At 44.5% G+C, this 20,203-nt stretch carries 19 protein-coding genes and 1 riboswitch; of the genes, 4 read left to right on the top strand and 15 right to left on the bottom strand.

Annotated features, from left to right (window positions below; translation table 11 throughout):
* Positions 1-88: 88 nt before the first annotated feature.
* Positions 89-742 carry a 3,4-dihydroxy-2-butanone-4-phosphate synthase gene (gene ribB, locus LQZ07_RS07060; RefSeq protein WP_152780017.1) on the bottom strand — a complete coding sequence of 218 codons (654 nt, stop codon included), beginning with the start codon at positions 740-742 and terminating at the stop codon, positions 89-91.
* 154 nt (positions 743-896) lie between these two features.
* Positions 897-1,094: riboswitch (FMN riboswitch) on the bottom strand.
* Between the two features lie 183 nt (positions 1,095-1,277).
* On the opposite strand from ribB, the gene LQZ07_RS07055 reads away from it, so the two are divergent.
* Positions 1,278-2,114 (top strand): hypothetical protein, encoded by an 837-nt coding sequence (locus tag LQZ07_RS07055; RefSeq protein WP_152780018.1) that lies wholly within the window; start codon positions 1,278-1,280, stop codon positions 2,112-2,114.
* Between the two features lie 66 nt (positions 2,115-2,180).
* Here the strand turns inward: LQZ07_RS07055 and LQZ07_RS07050 are convergent, their stop codons facing one another.
* A complete protein-coding gene (locus LQZ07_RS07050) occupies positions 2,181-2,678 on the bottom strand; it encodes a fasciclin domain-containing protein (RefSeq protein ID WP_152780020.1) in 498 nt (165 codons plus the stop codon).
* A gap of 302 nt (positions 2,679-2,980) precedes the next feature.
* Here LQZ07_RS07050 and LQZ07_RS07045 point away from each other — a divergent pair, with 302 nt between their 5' ends.
* The gene (locus LQZ07_RS07045) at positions 2,981-4,723 is read left to right on the top strand and encodes a choice-of-anchor I family protein (protein ID WP_152780022.1); all 1,743 of its coding nucleotides are present in this window, start codon (positions 2,981-2,983) and stop codon (positions 4,721-4,723) included.
* An 85-nt stretch (positions 4,724-4,808) separates the two neighbouring features.
* Here the strand turns inward: LQZ07_RS07045 and LQZ07_RS07040 are convergent, their stop codons facing one another.
* Positions 4,809-6,524 (bottom strand): NAD-dependent malic enzyme, encoded by a 1,716-nt coding sequence (locus LQZ07_RS07040; RefSeq protein WP_016400307.1) that lies wholly within the window; start codon positions 6,522-6,524, stop codon positions 4,809-4,811.
* Positions 6,525-6,729: 205 nt separating this feature from the next.
* Here LQZ07_RS07040 and LQZ07_RS07035 point away from each other — a divergent pair, with 205 nt between their 5' ends.
* A complete protein-coding gene (locus tag LQZ07_RS07035; RefSeq protein ID WP_040306848.1) occupies positions 6,730-7,953 on the top strand; it encodes a threonine/serine exporter ThrE family protein in 1,224 nt (407 codons plus the stop codon).
* Between the two features lie 149 nt (positions 7,954-8,102).
* Here the strand turns inward: LQZ07_RS07035 and LQZ07_RS07030 are convergent, their stop codons facing one another.
* Positions 8,103-8,363 (bottom strand): hypothetical protein, encoded by a 261-nt coding sequence (locus LQZ07_RS07030; protein ID WP_016400309.1) that lies wholly within the window; start codon positions 8,361-8,363, stop codon positions 8,103-8,105.
* Between the two features lie 358 nt (positions 8,364-8,721).
* On the opposite strand from LQZ07_RS07030, the gene ggt reads away from it, so the two are divergent.
* Entirely contained in the window at positions 8,722-10,461 is a 1,740-nt protein-coding gene (ggt, locus tag LQZ07_RS07025) for a gamma-glutamyltransferase (protein ID WP_152780024.1), read from the top strand.
* A gap of 222 nt (positions 10,462-10,683) precedes the next feature.
* On the opposite strand, the gene nqrM is transcribed toward ggt, so the two are convergent.
* The 11 genes from nqrM to LQZ07_RS06970 form a co-directional block, all read right to left on the bottom strand.
* A complete protein-coding gene (gene nqrM, locus LQZ07_RS07020) occupies positions 10,684-10,920 on the bottom strand; it encodes a (Na+)-NQR maturation NqrM (RefSeq protein ID WP_016400311.1) in 237 nt (78 codons plus the stop codon).
* A 17-nt stretch (positions 10,921-10,937) separates the two neighbouring features.
* Positions 10,938-11,963 carry an FAD:protein FMN transferase gene (locus LQZ07_RS07015; RefSeq protein ID WP_249483572.1) on the bottom strand — a complete coding sequence of 342 codons (1,026 nt, stop codon included), beginning with the start codon at positions 11,961-11,963 and terminating at the stop codon, positions 10,938-10,940.
* A gap of 3 nt (positions 11,964-11,966) precedes the next feature.
* Complete coding sequence (nqrF, locus tag LQZ07_RS07010) at positions 11,967-13,190, bottom strand: NADH:ubiquinone reductase (Na(+)-transporting) subunit F (protein WP_016400313.1); 1,224 nt, start codon at positions 13,188-13,190, stop codon at positions 11,967-11,969.
* Between the two features lie 31 nt (positions 13,191-13,221).
* Entirely contained in the window at positions 13,222-13,830 is a 609-nt protein-coding gene (nqrE, locus tag LQZ07_RS07005) for an NADH:ubiquinone reductase (Na(+)-transporting) subunit E (protein WP_016400314.1), read from the bottom strand.
* A 4-nt stretch (positions 13,831-13,834) separates the two neighbouring features.
* Positions 13,835-14,467, bottom strand: a complete 633-nt coding sequence (locus LQZ07_RS07000; protein ID WP_016400315.1) for an NADH:ubiquinone reductase (Na(+)-transporting) subunit D — start codon at positions 14,465-14,467, stop codon at positions 13,835-13,837.
* Positions 14,460-15,245, bottom strand: a complete 786-nt coding sequence (locus LQZ07_RS06995) for a Na(+)-translocating NADH-quinone reductase subunit C (RefSeq protein WP_016400316.1) — start codon at positions 15,243-15,245, stop codon at positions 14,460-14,462. The genes LQZ07_RS07000 and LQZ07_RS06995 overlap by 8 nt, the downstream gene beginning before the upstream one ends.
* Positions 15,235-16,452, bottom strand: a complete 1,218-nt coding sequence (locus LQZ07_RS06990) for an NADH:ubiquinone reductase (Na(+)-transporting) subunit B (protein ID WP_152780026.1) — start codon at positions 16,450-16,452, stop codon at positions 15,235-15,237. The genes LQZ07_RS06995 and LQZ07_RS06990 overlap by 11 nt, the downstream gene beginning before the upstream one ends.
* Positions 16,453-16,454: 2 nt before the next feature.
* Complete coding sequence (locus LQZ07_RS06985) at positions 16,455-17,795, bottom strand: Na(+)-translocating NADH-quinone reductase subunit A (RefSeq protein ID WP_152780028.1); 1,341 nt, start codon at positions 17,793-17,795, stop codon at positions 16,455-16,457.
* Between the two features lie 296 nt (positions 17,796-18,091).
* Complete coding sequence (locus LQZ07_RS06980) at positions 18,092-19,162, bottom strand: TRAP transporter substrate-binding protein (protein ID WP_152780029.1); 1,071 nt, start codon at positions 19,160-19,162, stop codon at positions 18,092-18,094.
* 31 nt (positions 19,163-19,193) lie between these two features.
* Positions 19,194-19,499, bottom strand: coding sequence for a BolA family transcriptional regulator (locus LQZ07_RS06975; protein ID WP_016400320.1), 306 nt, complete (start codon positions 19,497-19,499; stop codon positions 19,194-19,196).
* Between the two features lie 18 nt (positions 19,500-19,517).
* The gene (locus LQZ07_RS06970; protein ID WP_152780031.1) at positions 19,518-20,192 is read right to left on the bottom strand and encodes an alpha-ketoglutarate-dependent dioxygenase AlkB; all 675 of its coding nucleotides are present in this window, start codon (positions 20,190-20,192) and stop codon (positions 19,518-19,520) included.
* Between the last annotated feature and the right edge of the window lie 11 nt (positions 20,193-20,203).

The raw sequence follows: 20,203 nt of genomic DNA, 5'->3' as shown, positions 1-20,203 counted from the left end.
ATACTCGTCGCGCTTCGCAATGTACTGAGAAAAAGGAAAGGAAAGCTAAATAATAAAGAGGCCCTTAAGCCTCTGATAGAATTTAAGCTCAGCTAGCCTTGCTGACTAACGCTTTGCGATACTCCACAATATCTTCAATACTGCACACTGGCATGGCATGCTGCCTGGCAAAGTTAACGATCTGAGGAAGACGCGCCATGGTGCCATCTGGCATAGTCACTTCACACAATACTCCGGCAGGTTTTAAGCCCGCCAAGCTCATTAGATCTACCGTGCCTTCGGTATGTCCTCGCCTAGTTAATACTCCCCCCGGTTGGGCACGCAAGGGGTAAACATGGCCAGGCCGGGCTAAATCACTGGGTTTAGCATTGTTGGCAATAGCTGTTTTAATGGTAGTAACGCGATCTGCTGCAGATACACCGGTGGTAACCCCTTGCTTGGCTTCAATACTTACCGTAAACGCGGTGCCAAATTGGCTAGAGTTATCACTGACCATAGGGGGTAAATCGAGCTGTTTAACTTTATCGTCAGTTAAACATAAACAAACAATACCGCTACATTCACGGATCAACATGGCCATTTGAGCATTAGTAAGGGTTTCGGCGGCAAAGATTAAATCGCCTTCGTTTTCACGGTCTTCATCGTCAACCACCAACACACCTTTGCCATCACGCAAAGCGTTAAGTGCGGCGTTAACACGTTCAATAGGATTGCCATATTCGACAAGTAGAGACTGATTCATGGTTAAAGTCCTTAAAATACAACATTAAGATATCCAGAATCAGGGCACACAGGAATAGCGCCACACCAATAGGAATGACGTTGTTATCGGCATCACGAAGTGCTCAGCCACAGCCAAGTACTTTGCTTTAAAAACATAAAGCAACTAAATGATACATGATTCTCTTCCATCCGGACTTATTACAGCTACGCTGCAAATTACCGTCGGCTCTGGACTATTAACTCATTAAGTTAAGTCACCAGATCTGCTGACCCCAACTACTGTTGGGCGCTCGCGGGCTTTTACTGTCTCGTTTACTAACGACACACTAACTACCGCCGGTGGGGAGTTACACCCCGCCCTGAGAATTACTGTTGCTCCGATTACGAAACAACCCGCTTATGGTGCCCTGCTTCTGTTAGAAACTCAATCTTGAACTGAGTTAACAAAATCACGTTTAGCTATTGATAAAACACAAAGAAGAAATCAAAGTAGCACTTGGTTTAGCAAGCCACTGTTATTCCACATTAATACTTAGCGCTTACAAGGTTTCGTCATGGAAGACACAAACAAGCCTCTAGAAGAAAGAAACGAAGAGTTTATTGCTTACGAATTGGCCATTTTAAAAGATCGAGGACAATGGACTAAGTATTGTCGCATTGTTGCTAATGCCATGTCGGCGATACCTTGGGTTGGTCAAGTGCTAGCTAGCAGCGCCTCCATTCATGGAGAAAGCGAGCAAGGTAGAGTTAACGAACTGCATGAAGAATGGCTCAAAATCCACCAGCAAAAAGTTAACCAACTGATGTTAACTCTAGATGAAATGGCGAATCGATTAGAGTCGGTGCACGCCAACCAAAAATCTCGAATACAATCAGACGCCTATTTAGCGTTAATACGCAGAGCGTTTAAGTCTTGGGATGCTGCAGAAACACAAGAAAAACGTGATTACGTGGTGAACCTAATATCTAACGCTGCGGCTTCTCCTCTTTGCCCAGATGACCAAATTCGCTTGTTTAATGACTGGCTCGATAAATACCATGAAATCCACTTTAAGGTGATCCGTGCTATTTACCAAAGCAAGGGAATAACCCGATTAGCCATTTGGCAGTCGGTAAGTGAAGAAATGCCCCGTGAAGATAGCGCTGAAGCCGATCTGTTTAAGTTGCTTATTAGAGATTTAAGTGCAGGTGGAGTGATTAGGCAAACTAGAGAAACCACCTATGAGGGCGACTTTGTAAAACAGTCAAGCAAAGGTAAAGTTAGAAAACCAGCAAGCCCGCTCTTAGAATCTGCTTTTGAAGAAACCAAACCCTATCAACTCACCGAATTAGGCGCTCAGTTTGTTCACTACACCATGAATCAAGTGGTCAAAAAGCTTAGTAGCGTTTAGCAAACCTTTAAGAGCGGCTTTATTCCAGAAACTAGGCAGGGTTTAATTTATGCCCTGCCGATATGCCTATTTTGGTAGCAATACGGTGTCGACAACATGAATCACACCGTTGCTAGCTTTAACGTCCGCAGCCACTACCTTTGCGTTATTAATCATTACCGACTCACCGCTAGTGATAACGGCTAACATTCCTCCTTGAACGGTTGTAGCGCTATCAATGTTAACTACATCGGCTGCCATGACTTTTCCGGCTACAACATGGTAAGTAAGCACGGCGATTAACTTATCTTTGTTCTCAGGCATGAGTAACATTTCCACCGTTCCTTCAGGCAATTTTGCGAAGGCTTCATCGGTAGGAGCAAACACAGTAAAAGGCCCATCTCCCTTTAAGGTATCAACCAATCCAGCGGCTTTCACAGCGGTAACTAAAGTAGTAAAAGAGCCATTCTCGACGGCTACATCAACAACATCCTTTTTCATGCCGTGATGACCAGCTTGAGCCAGCATTGAGAATGTCATTGTTGTGATAATCAAAGTAAATACACTTGCAATTCGTTTAATCATTGTCTCTTTCCTTCAAGCTTAAGTTGCGTAGGTTTCGAGAAAGGTTACGGCTGGCAAATTTGCTTAGATCAAACGAAAAGCACAATCGATCCACTTTTATCAAACTAAATTGTTAAATTAAACAGGCTTAATAGTTACTAGATTCAATTACTTATATAGGTGAAAACCGCTACATTTTTCAGGCTTAAGTTCACGCTTTACCTTATTGGAACATTTCATTGATTGTCATATTTTCGTCATCGTAAAGTCACACTGAGTACACAAAATGCCCTTCGAATTGTAACTATTTATAGGGATATAACATGATGCTCAAGAAGAGCTTGGTTTCATTGGCAGTAATTTCTAGCCTAACATTAACAGCGTGTAGTAGTGACGATGGTCAAAATGGTTTAAACGGTGAGCCTGGCGCAGATGCTGTTAGCAGCATCACGCTTAACCCGGTTGGTCGTGCAGTATTAAACCCAGACGGTGCTGCAGAGATCCTGCAATACCACGCTGCTACTCAAACTATATATGCCATTAATAGCTCTGACGCAACGGTTGAGATGATTGATGCTTCTAGCCTTAGCTCTGAGCAACTAAGTGCCCCAACTAGCGATACTAACCTAAGCGCAACCCCACTTACTTTGCCAACCGAAGCCAATGGCGTTGCTCTGGGCGGAGCCAACAGCATTGCCGTGCATAATGATTTAATGGCTGTTGCCATTGAAGCCGACGCGCAAGCCAACAATGGTTTCATTATTTTCTACAATGGTTTAAACGCTGGCACTCCAGTATTCCTAAGTGCTGTTGAAGTAGGAAACTTGCCAGATATGGTTACTTTCACGCCTGATGGCAGCAAAGTAATTGTGGCTAACGAAGGTGAGCCAAGCGGCGATTACAGCAACGATCCTGAAGGCACAATTGCTGTCATTAGCGTAACTGATGGAACACCAGCGACTAGCGCCACTATCATCGACTTTACTAGCTTTAACGGCATGCAAAGTGAGCTTGAAGCTAAAGGGCTGCACTTTCCTAACCCAAGTGGTCGTACTTTAAACGGCCAAGTGATTACCACCACTGTTGCACAAGACTTAGAGCCCGAATACATTACCGCCAGCAACGACATGGCCTATGTAACACTTCAAGAAAACAACGGCTTAGCACTTGTAGATTTAAGCGATAACAGCGTGCAAATTATCGGCTTGGGATATAAAGACTGGTCAGGGTTAAACTTTGACGGGAACGAAGATGGCACAGTAAGCTTTGGCCAATACGACGGCTTATACGGCGCTTACATGCCAGACACCATTGCTTCTTTCTCGTGGAATGGTGCGCCATTCCTCATCACGGCCAACGAAGGTGATGCACGTGAGTATTTCTTTGATGTAGCCGACGAAGCTGCCTGTGTTGCTGCGGGTGGTCAAGACTACGATGAAGACGATGGTTGCTTAGCCTTTACTGAAGAAGTAAAACTTAAAAACCTTACCGCCCAAGCAGGCTCTAAGCTAGAAGCATTGCAAGCCAGCGGCGAGATTGATGACCTACGCGTAACAAATGTACTGGGCGATGCCGACGGCAATGGCGAGTATGAAACTGCCGTAGCCTATGGTGCTCGCTCGTTCACCGTATGGGATCAAAATGGTTTAGTAGTGTTTGATTCTGGTGATGAAATTGGTCGTATCACTGCAGCACTTCACGGCAATGCCTTTAACAACGGTGATGATGAGAACGAAGGCGACTCTCGCTCAGAAAACAAAGGCGCTGAACCTGAAGCGCTAACAGTTGGTACTGTTGGCGACAAAACCTACGCCTTTATTGGTTTAGAGCGCATGGGCGGCATTATGGTTTACGATGTAACTAACCCTTACAACAGCAAGTTCGAAACCTACGTAATTAACCGTGACCTAACAGAAGGTTTAAGCGTTGATGACGGTATTGGTGACTTAGCTCCAGAAAGCTTGGTATTTGTTGCAGCCGATAGCAGCCCAACCAGCCAACCATTATTGTTGGTAGGTAACGAAGTAAGTGGGTCGTTAACAGTATGGGAAATTACTGCCAACTAAGGCTAAACCCTGCATCCACTCTTCATACAAAAAAGGAGCCCATTGGCTCCTTTTTATTCTTAACAGCTAATTTATTGTTAAGGCCTTACACTCTGCGATATGGCAGGTAAATAGGCTCCCACATATGTTCGGCAATTTCTTGGTCGATGTCTTTACCGCTCAAGCAGCCTTGCGGATCAGTTTCTTGAATTTGTTTTAAAATCGCCTTAGCCACAAAGCCAGAAACTTCTTTTAGCTCACGCATTCTTGGGAATACACAGCCGCTGTCTAAGTCTTCTTGAGATACATACTCAGCCAAAGCAAACGACGCTGTGGTAAACATTTCCATGGTGATTTTGCTTACGCCAGAAACGATGGTTGCAAGGCCAACCGCAGGGAAAATAAACACATTGTTACCCTGACCAATACGGTAGTTTTTGCCGTTGTAATCTACGTCGTCAAAGGGGCTGCCGGTGGCCACAATGGCTTGGCCATTGGTCCACTTGTATACATCTTCTGGTAAGGCTTCACAGTTATCGGTTGGATTAGATAGCGGGAATACCATCGGGCGGTCGGTATATTCCAGCATCTTTTTCACATGGCTTTCTTTAAAAGCACCGCCTACACCACTACAACCCAATAATACGGTAACCGGCGTATTATCGATAAGCTCGCCCAAACTCGCCTTGCCTTCTTCGGCTAGCGTCCAGTTTTGGGCTAGTTCAAATGGCTTGGCGTAACGTTTTTTGTATTCATCGAGATCTTCACGGTTATCAAAAACCACTCCGCGTGAGTCTAGAATGAAAATACGATCACGTGCCTCTTGGTGGCTAATGCCCTCTTTAAGCAAGCCAGCAAATATTTGGTCGGCAACACCTACCCCGCCGGCGCCTGCGCCGTACACAGCGTAAACTTGCTCACCAAGGGTTTCGTTTTTAATTTTAGTAGCGCCAATCACGCCAGCCAAAACCACAGAACCGGTGCCTTGAATATCATCGTTAAATGATGGCAATTCGTCTTCATACTTAGATAGGTTATCGAAGGCGTTAGACTTACTAAAGTCTTCCCATTGCAACACGGCTTCAGGGAAGTGCAGCTTAGTTTGCGCCACAAACTTCTCGATGAAGTCTTGATACTCTTGACCACGCATCCGTTTTTGCGGAAGGCCTAAATACATAGGATCGTTGAGTAAGTCTTGATTATCGGTACCTACATCAAGCGCAATCGGCAAACAACGTGCTGGGTGAATACCCGCACCTAAGGTATACAGAGACAATTTACCAATAGGAATGCCCATGCCACCAATGCCTAAATCGCCTAGGCCGAGAATACCTTGGCTGTCGGTAACCACAATAATCTTAATATCTTTACCGGCGAAGTGGCGCGCCATCTCACCCATTTGATCGACATTCTCTGCGGTAATGTATAACCCGCGGTCTTTTTGGTAGCGATGGCTAAATTCCTGACAGGCCTTACCCACTGTTGGGGTATAAATAATCGGCGCCATTTCTTCAATGTGGCGTGATACCAAGGCATAAAACAAGGTTTCGTTTCTGTCTTGTAGTGCACGTAGGTATTGGTATTGCTCAATGTCGCTGCAAGCACTTAAAAAGCCTTGGTAAACACGCTTTAATTGATCTTCAAAGGTTTGAGGCTTAGGAGGCAACAAGCCCGCCAAATTAAAGGCTTCGCGCTCTTCAAAACTAAAAGCTGAGCTTTTATTTAAAGTACGATCGTTAAGTAATGCGTTACCAGATATTGAAACAGGGCGAAACTCGTTACCGTTTTCGTCTTTCCAACGTAAATATTTACCAGCGGCCATGGTGTCCTCCGAGACAGCACGTGAGAATAATTAGCTAACTGTAAATGATAAATGATCAGGCCGATTCTGTACGCTATTTCATTAAAAAATAGGAAAATTTCTCTGTTTAAAACGCAGGCGGGAGTTTTTTATCTCAAGACAACTACACCAAATGCCAATCTGTGAGATACAATTAAGCATCCGCTTTTTAGAATTAGCCCCCGCATTGAAACAATCAAGCTTTGAAGTAAAACGTAATTTCATTATCAGGCTAGGCAAGGCCTTACATAAATATGGTACGCCGGCGTTTCGCTTAGAGTCACACCTAAGTAATGTCGCTGAAACTTTAGGCCTAAATGGCTATTTTTTAGTTACTCCTACCTCACTCACTTTTGTACTTTGGGCACCAGACGATACTCAAGAATATAACTATGTGATGCGAGTAAAGCCCGGTGAAATCGATTTAGGTTTATTGGCCCGTACCAATCAGCTAGTTAAGAAAGTAACAGAAGAAGAAATCAGTTTGGCCGAGGCCATAGAGCGGCTAAACCAAATGGCCAATCAGCCAGCTTTACATTCTCCTTGGGTAATTTGCTTGGCCTTTGCCATTACTGGCGGCGCATTTGCCATGCTAATGTCGGCTAATTGGAGCACCATTATTTGGTCGAGCTTGCTTAGTTGTATTTCATTTTATTTGGCTTATCGCGCCGAGCACTCTAAAGGGGTACATGAAGCCTTAGAGCCGGTAGCTGCGCTGCTCTGCTCATTCGTGGCCGTGGCTATTTCTCAGTTTGTGCCTGATGTAAACATTCCCATTGTGGTGCTTTCGGCGATCATTATTTTCATTCCTGGTTTATCGCTTACCCTTGGTTTAAGCGAGTTAGCCGCGCGCGAACTCATATCGGGTACGGCAAGGGTAATGGACGGCATTATGGTGTTGTTTAAACTCTATTTTGGCGCAGTGTTAGGCATGGCCTTCGGTGCTCTAATTTGGGGGCAGGTGGATCTTCAATCTAGCTTTGTTAGCACCTGGTGGATTAAGTGGCTAGGTGTGGTGTTGTTATCCTTAGGCCTTAGCGTGGTATTTAAAGTACGCGCTAAAGATTTACCTTGGGGCATTCTTTCGGGAGTGATTGCCTATGCTGCTGCCTTTGCTGGCAGCGCCTACCTAGGCGAAGCATTAGGTCCTTTTGTTGGGGCATTTATTGTGGGTGTTTATGCAAACCTATTTGCCAAGTTAACCAAGTCTCCGGCATCGGTGGTATTGCTGCAAGGCATAGTATTATTGGTACCGGGTAGTAAGGCTTATATCAGCTTAAATTCATTGGTTTTAGGTGAGTCAATGGTGAGCATCCCCAATATTGGTTCGCAAACATTTTTGATTTTCATGTCGATTGTGGCGGGGATTTTATTTGCTAACGTAGCGGTACCGCAACGTAGCTCGCTATAAAGAAAAAAAGGCGCTTAAGCTAGCACAGACTTAAGCGCTGGAAAATTATCGAGGATTAAAACTGCTACAAACTAGACCAAATCGCAGAAAAATTGGCCCCCGACAGCGTCCTAAAATTGGATCGGTTCACGAAAACATAAAGGAACTAACTATTCAGCTACTTCGCTGTTTTCAGGGTCTTCAGGTTGAACGGAAATTTCAAGGTTTATGAATTCTGCTTGGCTTAATACACCATCCTGGTCTGTATCAAGCTCACTCCATACTTCAGTAAGGATCGGTAGTTCGGCAGCTTCTTCCATGCTTACCACCAAATCTTGGTTGGTATCTAGGTCTTTGAACACTTCACTATTTGCCGAGGCTAGGCTGGCTACAAATAGCGCTAACACTGGAAAGCTATACTTCAAGTTCATAAGAAACTCCTTGTTTAACATCTACTTCACTAAATGGCCGCTAACTAGGTTTAGCGGTTGACGAACTACACATAGCAAAGGTCGAACCAACTTTTAAAAAACCATAAAAATCAACAATCTAAACCCAAATCAGGGGCGCAATTTAAATGCCAGCGTCGCCTACAGGCGACACCTAAATAGTAATAAAAGCCAAAACCGACGAGTTATGCGGCTTCAAGCTGTCTCTTATCTACGTCACCGCTGTACTCAATTCTCATACAAATAGAAAAACCTGCATAAATTCAGTCATATAAACAAGCGATGGCGATTAATATATGGACTGCTACACTGGCTAAATACGCATTAAAAAGGATTTAGCATGTTTACTCGCAGCCTCATAGCATCAACCCTAATAATTAGCGGCTTTTGCTATTCAAATAGCCAAAGCACCGATGCTTATGCCCCAGAGTTAGCCAGCGGAGTGCAGGCTAAGACCGAGGTCACTGCCAAAAAATTCATGGTGTCGGCTGCTAACCCCTTAGCGGTTGAAGCCGGTTATGAGGTGCTAAAAGCAGGTGGCAACGCCGTAGATGCAATGATTGCCGTGCAAAGCGTACTAGGCTTGGTTGAACCGCAATCCTCAGGGATTGGTGGCGGCGCTTTTGTGGTGTATTACGATGCAGCCAAGCAACAACTCACCACCTTTGACGCCAGAGAAACCGCCCCTTCACAAGTTGATGCTGGCTTGTTTTTGGACCAACAAGGTAAACCGCTAAAGTTTTATGACGCAGTGGTGGGTGGGCGTTCAGTAGGCACACCTGGAGTTATCGCGCTGTTTGAAGAAATGCATCAGCGTTACGGTAGCAGCAATTGGCAAGATTTGTTTAAACCGGCAATCGGCTTAGCCAAAGAAGGCTTTAGAGTGAGTCCGCGATTGGCTAAGTTAATTGCTGGCGACGCTGAACGCCTCGGTCGCTACCCAACTAGCCGCGACTACTTCTTTGATGACTCAGCCGAACCTTTACGCGAAGGGCATTTACTACAAAACCCTGATTACGCTAGCACCTTACAGTTGGTCGCAGAGCAAGGCGCTTCAGGTTTTTATCAAGGTGATACCGCCAAAGCAATTGTTGCGGCTGTTGGTCAATTCAATGACAATCCGGGCTTGCTTAGTGAAAAAGATCTAGCCAATTACCAAATAAAACAGCGCCCTGTCCTTTGCTCTGCTTACTTTCAGTACTCAATATGTGGCATGGGGCCACCGAGTTCAGGCGCTAGCACCGTTGGACAGATCCTCGGTATTGCCGCGCATTACCCCTTGTCAGATTGGGGACCTAATAATCCACAAAGCTGGCGTATTCTTGGCGATGCTTCTCGCCTAGCCTTTGCAGACCGAGGCGCCTACCTTGCCGACAGTGATTTTGTCGACGTGCCACTTAGCAACTTACTAAGCCCTGAGTACCTTGCCAAGCGCGCTAAGCTATTAAGTGGTGATAAAGCCTTAACCTCGGTAAGCCCTGGCGAGTTGCCTTTAAACGCCTATCGCAGCATGGACCAAAGCCTAGAGCTTCCTTCTACCACTCACATCAGTATTGTGGATGCCCAAGGCAACGTATTGTCGATGACCAGTAGCATTGAGAATGCCTTTGGTTCGAGAGTATTTGTAAAAGGATTTTTGCTAAACAATCAACTGACTGACTTCTCATTTGTCGCTGAGAAAAACGGTAAGAAAGTGGCGAACGGAGTAGCAGCCAATAAACGCCCACGCTCTTCTATGGCACCAACCATTGTTATGGAAAACAAACAGCCAATTATTGCCATTGGCTCACCGGGTGGCAGTAGCATTATAGGCTATGTAGCACAGAGTTTAGTTAACCACTTGAGCTGGGGAATGAGCCTACAACAAGCGGTTGAACAGCCTCACTTAAATAATCGCTTTGGCACCTTTGAGTTGGAAGCCAATACAGCCGCTGCAAATCAGCAATCGGCTTTAGAAGCCTTAGGCTACAAAACCAAAATCAAAGATATGACTTCGGGTTTACAAGGCATAAGGATCTACCCCGATAGGTTAGTAGGTGCGGCCGATCCTAGGCGTGAAGGTATTGCCAAAGGAGACTAGCACTAATACCAATCGTACTAAGTAACTGTTCATTCTATCTGGTTAAAATTCTCGACAACTGCGTTAGGATTTTTGATTGTAGAATAACTACTTATCGCAAAATCCTGTCTTATTCTCGAGTATTTTTCCTGCGTTACTTCTGATCACTTACTTAGTGTGATTGGTATAAAACAAAAAAACAGCGCGAAGGCGCTGTTTTTTTAAATGACAAATCCGATAACCTTAGATAATGCGATGCTCATCTAACATGGCTTGGCGGGCTTTTTTCTTCTGCTCAACCAAGGCCATTTTGGCTTTGCGTTTATCGCAAGGCTCGGGGCAGTCACACACTTTTTCGATGCCTAAAGAAGCAATTCCGCCACAGCTTCCGCTAATGGTTTTCTTTTGGAAAATGTAGCCCACAGCCATAGCGGCAATAACCACCATGAAGAAAATGAATGTCACCAAAAAATAAGCCATTACGACTCCTTATTCTGTTATTGGACTACAAAAGGCACAAATTTGGCGCTGATATGCTCAACAAATTCGTTCTCTTGCTTCTCGATAATATACACCGCTAGCTGCTTAGCTTCAGCAAATTCCATCGTTTGCTCCACGCCCATTACCGTAAATGCGGTGGCGTAAGCGTCGGCCATCATGCTGGTTTCATCGATAACGGTTACCGACACAATATGGTTGGCAATCGGTTTACCGGTATTTGGGTTGATGATGTGTGAATATCTGACCCCATCTTGCTCAAAATAATTTCGATAATCACCCGATGTTGCTAAACCATTATCACCCGGTGCAATCACTTTTTGAACCGCCCGCTGTTCAGCCAAGGGTTTCTCTACGGCAATGCGCCAGCCAAGGGCTTTGTCATTGTGACCTTTTAGGCGTAACTCACCACCAATATCGACCATGTAGTTCAGGTAACCTTCAGCTTCCAGCAAATCGGCAACACGGTCTACTCCGTGGCCTTTTGCAATTGCTGATAAATCTACATAAAGCTCAGGTAGATCCTTTGACAACTTGCCAGCATTCAAACTCAAGTGATGGTAGCCAATTTTAGCACGAGTCTCGTCAAGTAGCTGGTCATTAGGTCGCTTCTCAGGACGCCCCTCTGGGCCAAACCCCCACAAGTTAACCAGTGGGCCTACAGTTACGTCAAAAGCACCATTAGAGTCTTCTGAGAGCTGTAAAGAGGCTTCAATCACCAAAGCTAGATTATCTGAAATGCTAATAGCCTGATTACTAGAGTGCTGGTTAAAACGTGACAATTCAGAATCGGCTATGTAGGTAGACATCTCTTGATTGACTTGTTGTAACACTTGGTCAATTTTAGCTTGCAGCTTGTCGCCATCTGGCAGTTTGGCCTTAGGCTCAACTAACTTTATTTGGTAATAGGTTCCCATAGTGCGCCCTTCAATTTGTAAGGTATACAAATTGTTTTGCTCACTACAGCCACTAATAAAAAAGGCTAGCCCAAGCAGGGCTAGCCAATAATGCTTCACTAAACTCACGGTTTAGCCACCAAAGTCATCAAGTAGAATGTTTTCGTCTTCCACGCCTAAATCTTTAAGCATGTTAATAACAGCAGCATTCATTACCGGTGGACCACACATGTAGTACTCACAATCTTCTGGAGCATCGTGGTCACGTAAGTAGTTTTCAAACAATACGTTATGAATAAAGCCTGTTTTACCTTCCCAGTCGTCTCCAGGTTGCGGATCAGATAGGGCAACATGCCATTCAAAGTTTTCGTTTTCACGGGCCAACATGTCGAAGTCTTCTTCATAGAAGATCTCACGACGTGAACGTGCACCATACCAGAAGCTAATTTTGCGCTTCGAGCTCAATCGCTTAAGCTGGTCGAAAATGTGTGAACGCATAGGTGCCATACCTGCACCACCACCAATAAATACCATTTCAGCATCGGTTTCTTTGGCGAAGAACTCACCAAATGGACCAGAGATAGTAACTTTATCACCTGCTTTTAGGTTAAAGATGTACGAAGACATCTTACCGCAAGGTAGGCTCATGTTGTTTGGCGGCGGCGTAGCAATACGCACGTTCAACATGATGATGCCTTCTTCCTCAGGGTAGTTCGCCATTGAGTATGCACGAATGGTTTCTTCATCAACTTTTGACTCTAAGTTGAAGAAACCAAAGTGTTCCCAGTCGCCACGGTATTGTTCTTCTACATCAAAGTCAGAGTACTTAACGTGGTGAGCTGGTGCTTCAATTTGAATGTAACCACCCGCGCGGAATGGCACTGACTCGCCGTCAGGAATTTGCAGTTTAAGCTCTTTAATGAAGGTTGCTTTATTATCGTTAGAGATAACTTCACAATCCCATTTTTTCACACCAAAAATTTCTTCTGGTAAAGAAATTTTCATGTCTTGCTTAACATTAACCTGACAGGCTAAACGCAAACCGGTAGCAGCATCACGCTTGCTAATATGATCTAATTCAGTAGGAAGAATATCACCGCCACCTTCATGAATGTGAACATGACATTGACCACAAGAGCCACCGCCACCACAAGCAGAAGATACGAAGATACCTGAATTACCTAATACACCCAGCAACTTGCTACCCGCTTGAGTAGTAATCGCCTTAGCAGGATCATCATTAATTAAAATTTGAATGTCACCAGAACTTACCAGCTTAGACTTAGCAAACAAAATGATTGTTACTAAAGCCAAGACGAGCAAGGTAAACATGGTTACGCCGAGAATAATTTCCATCGACTAATTTTCCTTGTAGTTATTGGCCGTCTTAAAGCTGAACGCCTGAGAACGACATAAACGCCATTGCCATTAAACCTACGGTGATAAAGGTAATACCTAAACCACGTAAACCGTCTGGCACGTCTGAATACTTCATCTTTTCACGAATACCGGCTAGCGCCACAATGGCTAACATCCAACCGATACCACTACCTATTCCGTATACCAAAGATTCGCCTAGGTTGTACTCACGTTGCACCATAAACGATACACCACCAAAGATGGCACAGTTAACGGTAATCAACGGTAAGAAGATACCTAGAGCTTGGTACAAGGCCGGGAAGTACTTATCTAATACCATTTCTAGTATTTGTACTAAGGCAGCAATAACACCAATAAAGGTAATGAAGCCCAAAAAGCTTAAATCGGCATTTGGCAAGCCAGCCCAGCTTAGCGCGCCAGGAGCCAATAAGTTGAAGTAGATAAGCTGGTTTACTGGTACTGAAATACCCAATACCACAATAACCGCTACACCTAAGCCAAATGCAGTTTTAACTTTCTTAGAAACCGCTAGGAAGGTACACATACCTAGCAAGAAAGCTAAAGCCATATTTTCAATGAAAATAGAGCGAACTAACAAACTAATATAATGTTCCACTCGATTACTCCTTCGGCTCTACTTGCTCTGGGTATGCAGTGCGCAAGGCCCAAATCAACAAACCAATAATGAAGAATGCCGAAGCAGGCAATAACAATAGACCGTTTGGTTGGTACCAACCGCCATTGTTAATCAAAGGCATAATTTCGATACCAAATAGCGAGCCCGAACCAAATAGTTCACGAACAGCGCCTACCGACATCAAAATAGCACCATAGCCTAAGCCATTACCGATACCATCAAGGAATGATTTAAACGGTGGCTCCTTCATTGCGAAGGCTTCTGCACGGCCCATTACGATACAGTTGGTAATAATCAAACCAACAAATACCGAGAGCTGTTTAGAAATGTCATACACCACAGCCTTAAGCACTTGGTCTACCACAATTACTAATGAAGCAATAATCGCCATTTGAACAATGATTCGCACACTGCTAGGAATGTGATTACGAATCATAGAGATGAACAAGTTAGAGAATGCAGTAACAACAATTACGGCTAGGGTCATTACAAACGCAGTTTCTAACTTACTGGTTACCGCTAATGCAGAACAAACACCAAGCACCTGTAGTGCGATAGGGTTATTTGCAAAAACAGGCCCAAATAGAACCTTTTTGGTTTCCTTAGCATCAGCCATTGTTTAGGCCTCCCTGTTGCAACTTGGCAAGGAACTTACCAAAGCCTTTATCACTTAACCAAAATTTGAAGGTGGCATCGACACCGTTACTGGTTAGCGTTGCACCAGATAATCCGTCCACTTCGTAAAGCGAGTCGGCTGGAGCACTACCTTTAATCACAGAGATCGCAGTATCGCCATTTTCATCAAACAGCTTTTTGCCGATGAACTTGTCTTGCCACAATGGATTAGCTACTTCACCACCTAAACCAGGAGTTTCCCCTTGGTCATAGTAAACAATCGCATCAACGGTATTGCCGTCTGGCTGAATAGCCAAGAACGCGTACATAGTTGACCAAAGACCACGACCATGTACTGGCAAAATAACCCGTTCAATTTCGCCTTGCTCGTCTTTAACAAGATACACGCTAGCAAGGTTAGAACGACGAACGATACCGGCAATATCTTCTTCGCTAGATAAACGAATACTGGTTGCTGGATCTTTAGCTGATTTGCGCTGTTCAAAGGTAGCAGGGTCAATTTGATCTTGAGAAACAAACTCACCAGTTTCAATATCAATCACGCGCGGCTCAATCACCTGCGAGTAAACATCAGCTACCTTACGACCATCTAGGGCTACACCAGATACTGCCAAGATATTTTTCTGCTTATCTTCAACCGCATTCTGCTGCTGCATCCCTCGTAGACCAACTGCTGCAAGAGATACAACAATTGAACACACTAAACTTACGCCAACAACAACCTTAATGGTTTTGGCTAAGGAATCATTACTGGCCATCGCGAGCAAGCCTCCGTTTGATATTGGCTTGAACTACAAAGTAGTCAAAAATTGGAGCAAACAAATTAGCGAATAGAATTGCCAACATCATGCCTTCTGGGAATGCCGGGTTAACTACGCGAATTAACACCACCATCACACCAATTAAACCGCCGTACCACCATTTACCTTTGTTAGTAAATGAAGCTGACACAGGGTCGGTTGCCATAAAGAACATACCAAGAGCAAAACCACCCAATACTAAGTGCCAATGAGGAGGTAGCTGGAACATCATGTTGCTGTCAGAGCCAATCATGTTCAACAGCAAGCTGCTAATCACCATACCTACTAATACACCGGCAACAATGCGCCATGATGCAATGCGAGTGAAGATCAGGAATAGACCACCAAGAGCTAGCAAGAACGTAGAAGTTTCACCACTTGAGCCTTGAATAAAGCCAAAGAATGCGTCGCTCCAAGAAATGCCTTGGTCGACTAAACCTTGCATACCTTCTGCTGCAACAACGCTTAGTGCAGTTGCGCCTGAGTAACCATCTACCGCAGTCCATACCGCATCGCCAGAAATGGCTGTTGGGTAAGCAAAGAATAAGAAAGCACGGCCAGCTAAAGCAGGGTTTAGGAAGTTTTTGCCGGTACCGCCAAATACTTCTTTGGCCACTACAACACCAAAGGTGATACCTAAAGCAACTTGCCATAACGGCATGGTTGCAGGCAACGTAAGTGCAAATAAGATAGAAGTAACAAAGAAACCTTCGTTAACTTCATGGCCACGCACAGAAGCAAACAATACTTCCCAGAAGCCACCAACAACAAAAGCGGTTAGATAGATAGGCAAAAAGAAAATTGCCCCATATATCATCGACGCAATCCAGCCAGCTTCGGCGCCCGTTGGAACCCCTAGCATGCTAATTAATGCGCCATGCCAGTCGTCTGGTACAGTACCTGCGCCAGCAATAATGGCTTCGTTAGCTTGGATACCTGCGTTGTACATGCCAAAGAACATAGCCGGCATTAAGGCGACCCAAACAAAAATCATGATACGTTTTAAGTCAATCGCATCACGAACGTGAGTATTTTTCTTAGTTACCAAGCCTGGCGAGTATAAAAACGTCGCGACAGCTTCGTACAAAGCGAACCACTTTTCATGCTTACCGCCAGGTAAGAATTGCGGTTCAATCTTTTCAATATAATCTTTAATACTGCTCATGCTTAACCTTCCTTCTCAATCTTGGTCAAACAATCACGTAGCACGCTACCGTACTCGTATTTGCCAGGACACACAAAGGTACACAGTGCTAAATCTTCTTCATCTAGCTCTAAACAACCTAATTGTTGAGCACTGTCGGTATCATTAGCCAACAAATCTCGAAGCAATAACGTAGGTAAAATATCTAGCGGCATAATGCGCTCGTACTGACCAATTGGCACCATCGCTCTAGAGCTACCGCCGGTAGTGGTAGTGAACGGGAACAATTTGCTCTTATTAAGGCCAGAGATAAATATTCTCGCTAAAGAGAACTTACTGGTACCAGGCACAGCCCAGCCCATAAACTCTTTCTCGTAGCCTTCTTCCAATGCAACAACCTGCTGGTGATAACGACCGATATAAGCGTGAGGACCAGTAGCATGATTACCCATAAGCACTGAACCAGAGATAACGCGGTGCTCGCCATCAACCAACTCTCCATCGGTCAACTCAACAACGTTAGCGCCTAACTCAGTACGCACTAAACGAGGTTCTTTAACCACTGGACCAGCCAAAGACACAACCCGTTGGTTGTAAACTTTACCGCTAGCAAATAGGTGACCAAATGCAATCACCTCTTGGTAAGAAAGCGTCCAAACTGTGCGCTGAGCACTAGCAGGCTTTAAGGTATGAATATGCGTTCCAGCTAAACCTGCTGGATGCGGGCCAGCAAATACGTGCTCTTCAACACGGGCTGCATCCGATTTAGGTAAGCTATCATTTGCTTTACAAACAAAAACTTCCCCAGCAGTTAAACGAGACAAAACACGTAAGCCTGTTAAATAAGCACTTTCGTTTTGGTCTATTACTACTTTGGGATCGGCAGCGAGAGGGTTAGTGTCGATGGCAGTAACAAAAATGGCAGAAGGTTCTGAGTCTACTGCTGGCACTTTGCTATAAGGACGAGTTCTTAAGCCAACCCATTGGCCTGACTTAACTAACTTGTCTACAATCGTAGCGCGATCTGCGCTGTCGATTTCTGCATCGCTTAGGGCACCAAAGTCGATGCTATCGCCGTCTTGTTTTTCAATAACAACAGACTGCAATACACGTTGGGCACCACGGTTAATTTCTTGAACAACGCCAGCACAAGGTGCAGTAAATACAACGCCGGGGTTCTTCTTATCTTCGAACAGCGTCTGACCTTGGCTTACCACGTCACCCACTCGAACCTTCATTGTAGGACGCATGCCTACATAATCTTCTCCGAGTACAGCAACTTTGGTAACAATAGACGCGTCTACTATTTGCTGTTTGGGACCGCCTTTTATAGGCAGATCCAGTCCTTTATTTATTGTAATCATACTCTCTTACACATGTGTTGGGTCGGAAGACGAGCGATGATTCCTGTGTAACTTTTGTACTCAAAATTGGGTAGTTCAGCTAACAAGTCTTAGACAATTAACTAACAAGACACAGAAATCGCGTGTATTCTAGCACCAATTAATCCTATTTCTCCAAAGAAAAAGGCCAAAAACCTAACCTATTCGACTTAAGTGTTAGCGGATTGTTAACAGACTTGTAAAACAAGTCATGCTTCCACCAAACAAAGCTCAAATTGCTGACATATCACCCTAAATATTTTGTGGTGATTTTTAGCTTATTCTAAGGTTGTTGGATCCAGCTTCACCTGATTGTACTTAAGTACGCCAAATTGAAACCGCTGATAACTACTGAGAACCTTTTCAAAGAACCGATCCTGCTGGGCTAACTCTTGGATCACTTCAACACTGAAACTTTTAAGCGAAGCAAGCACGTCATCGGGGTATGCCAATACCTCTACGCCATGCTCGTTGGCCAGCACATTGAGCGCTTCTATATTGTAGACCACATATTCGTTAAGGGTTTCTTGATTAACGACTTTGGTGGCATTTTCAACAATTCGTTGTAAATCAGCAGGCAAGGCGGCAAAAGCATCTTGGTTTATCACAAACTCTAAGGTGGTACTCGGCTCATGCCAGCCAGGGTAATAGTAGTAAGGTGCTACTTTATGAAAACCAAACGCAAGGTCGTTGTATGGCCCTACCCACTCAACAGCGTCTAGCTCACCAGATTGCAAAGCAGTGTAAAGCTGCCCGGCAGGTAAATTTGTAGGCTGGCCGCCTGCCAATTCAAGTACTCGCCCACCTAGGCCGGGCAAACGCATTTTTAGATCTTTAAAGTCTGCAATAGTGGATATTTTTTTGTTATACCAGCCACCCATTTGCGCGTCGGTATTACCACCAGGAAACGGAATTAAGTTATAAGGCGCATATAACTCACGCCATAGCTCTAAGCCTCCTCCAAGGTATAACCAAGCATTCAGCTCTTTTGCTTGCATGCCAAAAGGCACCGAACTAAAAAATGCCGCCGCAGGAAGCTGCTCTTGCCAATAATAAGCTGCACTATGGCCCATTTCAGCTTTTCCTTCCGACACTACGCTAAATACCTCTAAGGCGGGATAAAGCTCACCAGCGCCATATACATTTATTTGCATACGGCCATTGCTCATCGCGGCCACTTCTTCAGCAAAGCGGTCCGGCGTTGAGCCTAAACCAGGTAGGTGCTTTGGCCAAGAAGTCACTAAAGTCCATGTGTACTCAACTGGTTGAGATTCGCTTTGATTCGCCGAGCGATCAAAGCAAGCACCCAATAGCAACGTTAATAACGCCACCTTTATATATACCCGCATTAAACAATCCTTATTTGATGCAGTGTGTTAGCTATTGTCCACCACGACACTGAGGAGAACTAGGTACTTGTTGTTGCTCAGCCCATTGCGCAGGCGTAAAAGTATGCATTGCTAAAGCGTGAATTTCATTTTTAAGCTCTTCGGCAAGCAATTGATTTACCGCTCGATGGCGTTGCAATAAACGCTTACCTTCAAAGGCCTCACTCACAATTGTCACTTTAAAATGGCTCTCTGAGCCGGCAGGCACATTATGCATATTACTTTCATTCACCACTTCTAAATGCGTTGGAGCAAAATGTTGCTGCAATTTATTGGTGATTAGTGTTTCTACCCGCATAACTGTTCCCTGTATTGATTATTCATCTGGCATTGTATAACGAAAAGTAAAATTGATCCTCGGCTGTTTTATCCGCAAAGCCTTAGGCAAACTGTGTTGCCATTGGTCTTGGCATAATTTATTCATTACCAATAAATCGCCATGTTCCAGTAAATACTCGTGTTTTTGATCTTTGGATTTTTTACGAAATAAAAAACGACGCGCTTGGCCCAAACTCAAGGAAGCAATCACTGGTTGCTTACCCAATTGCTTTTCGTTGTCGCTATGCCAGCCCATGTAATCATGACCATCTCGATAATAGTTAAGTAATACGCTGTTAAACTGCTGCCCGCACTTTTGCTGCACGGCAAACTTTAGTGGTAGTAAATAGCTAGGCCAAGACAAAGGCCTACGCCACTCGCCCGAATAACGATAAGCGGTATTCGCATCGCCTATCCACAAGGAAAGGCGTGGCTCCAAGCAAGTTTTGCCAAATATTTTGATGGTATGTTGCTGCCAAGGCAGCTTGGTAAGCGATTGTCGATAAAATGCCTCAGCAGACTCGGCTTTTAGCCACTGCTGCTGATGAACAATGTTTTCTACTTGAGTATCTTCTGCTAGCACCACGTACGACAGCCTATTTCCATATGGGTGTTGCTTTAGTTTAGCCCTCAACTTAGATACACTGCTGCCACTAATCAAGGCCTGCAGCATACAAATCCAAT

Source organism: Agarivorans sp. B2Z047, assembly GCF_023373605.1.
Taxonomy (GTDB): domain Bacteria; phylum Pseudomonadota; class Gammaproteobacteria; order Enterobacterales; family Celerinatantimonadaceae; genus Agarivorans; species Agarivorans albus.
Note: the sequence above shows the minus strand (reverse complement) of the source record. Positions and strands in the feature narration are given on the sequence as shown.

Excerpts from the sequence above, each read along its gene's own strand:
- ribB (WP_152780017.1), bottom strand. The coding sequence starts at position 742 with ATGAATCAGTCTCTACTTGTCGAATATGGCAATCCTATTGAACGTGTT.
- LQZ07_RS07055 (WP_152780018.1), top strand. The coding sequence starts at position 1,278 with ATGGAAGACACAAACAAGCCTCTAGAAGAAAGAAACGAAGAGTTTATT.
- LQZ07_RS07050 (WP_152780020.1), bottom strand. The coding sequence starts at position 2,678 with ATGATTAAACGAATTGCAAGTGTATTTACTTTGATTATCACAACAATG.
- LQZ07_RS07045 (WP_152780022.1), top strand. The coding sequence starts at position 2,981 with ATGATGCTCAAGAAGAGCTTGGTTTCATTGGCAGTAATTTCTAGCCTA.
- LQZ07_RS07040 (WP_016400307.1), bottom strand. The coding sequence starts at position 6,524 with ATGGCCGCTGGTAAATATTTACGTTGGAAAGACGAAAACGGTAACGAG.
- LQZ07_RS07030 (WP_016400309.1), bottom strand. The coding sequence starts at position 8,363 with ATGAACTTGAAGTATAGCTTTCCAGTGTTAGCGCTATTTGTAGCCAGC.
- ggt (WP_152780024.1), top strand. The coding sequence starts at position 8,722 with ATGTTTACTCGCAGCCTCATAGCATCAACCCTAATAATTAGCGGCTTT.
- nqrM (WP_016400311.1), bottom strand. The coding sequence starts at position 10,920 with ATGGCTTATTTTTTGGTGACATTCATTTTCTTCATGGTGGTTATTGCC.
- nqrF (WP_016400313.1), bottom strand. The coding sequence starts at position 13,190 with ATGGAAATTATTCTCGGCGTAACCATGTTTACCTTGCTCGTCTTGGCT.
- LQZ07_RS07000 (WP_016400315.1), bottom strand. The coding sequence starts at position 14,467 with ATGGCTGATGCTAAGGAAACCAAAAAGGTTCTATTTGGGCCTGTTTTT.
- LQZ07_RS06995 (WP_016400316.1), bottom strand. The coding sequence starts at position 15,245 with ATGGCCAGTAATGATTCCTTAGCCAAAACCATTAAGGTTGTTGTTGGC.
- LQZ07_RS06990 (WP_152780026.1), bottom strand. The coding sequence starts at position 16,452 with ATGAGCAGTATTAAAGATTATATTGAAAAGATTGAACCGCAATTCTTA.
- LQZ07_RS06985 (WP_152780028.1), bottom strand. The coding sequence starts at position 17,795 with ATGATTACAATAAATAAAGGACTGGATCTGCCTATAAAAGGCGGTCCC.
- LQZ07_RS06980 (WP_152780029.1), bottom strand. The coding sequence starts at position 19,162 with ATGCGGGTATATATAAAGGTGGCGTTATTAACGTTGCTATTGGGTGCT.
- LQZ07_RS06975 (WP_016400320.1), bottom strand. The coding sequence starts at position 19,499 with ATGCGGGTAGAAACACTAATCACCAATAAATTGCAGCAACATTTTGCT.
- LQZ07_RS06970 (WP_152780031.1), bottom strand. The coding sequence starts at position 20,192 with ATGCTGCAGGCCTTGATTAGTGGCAGCAGTGTATCTAAGTTGAGGGCT.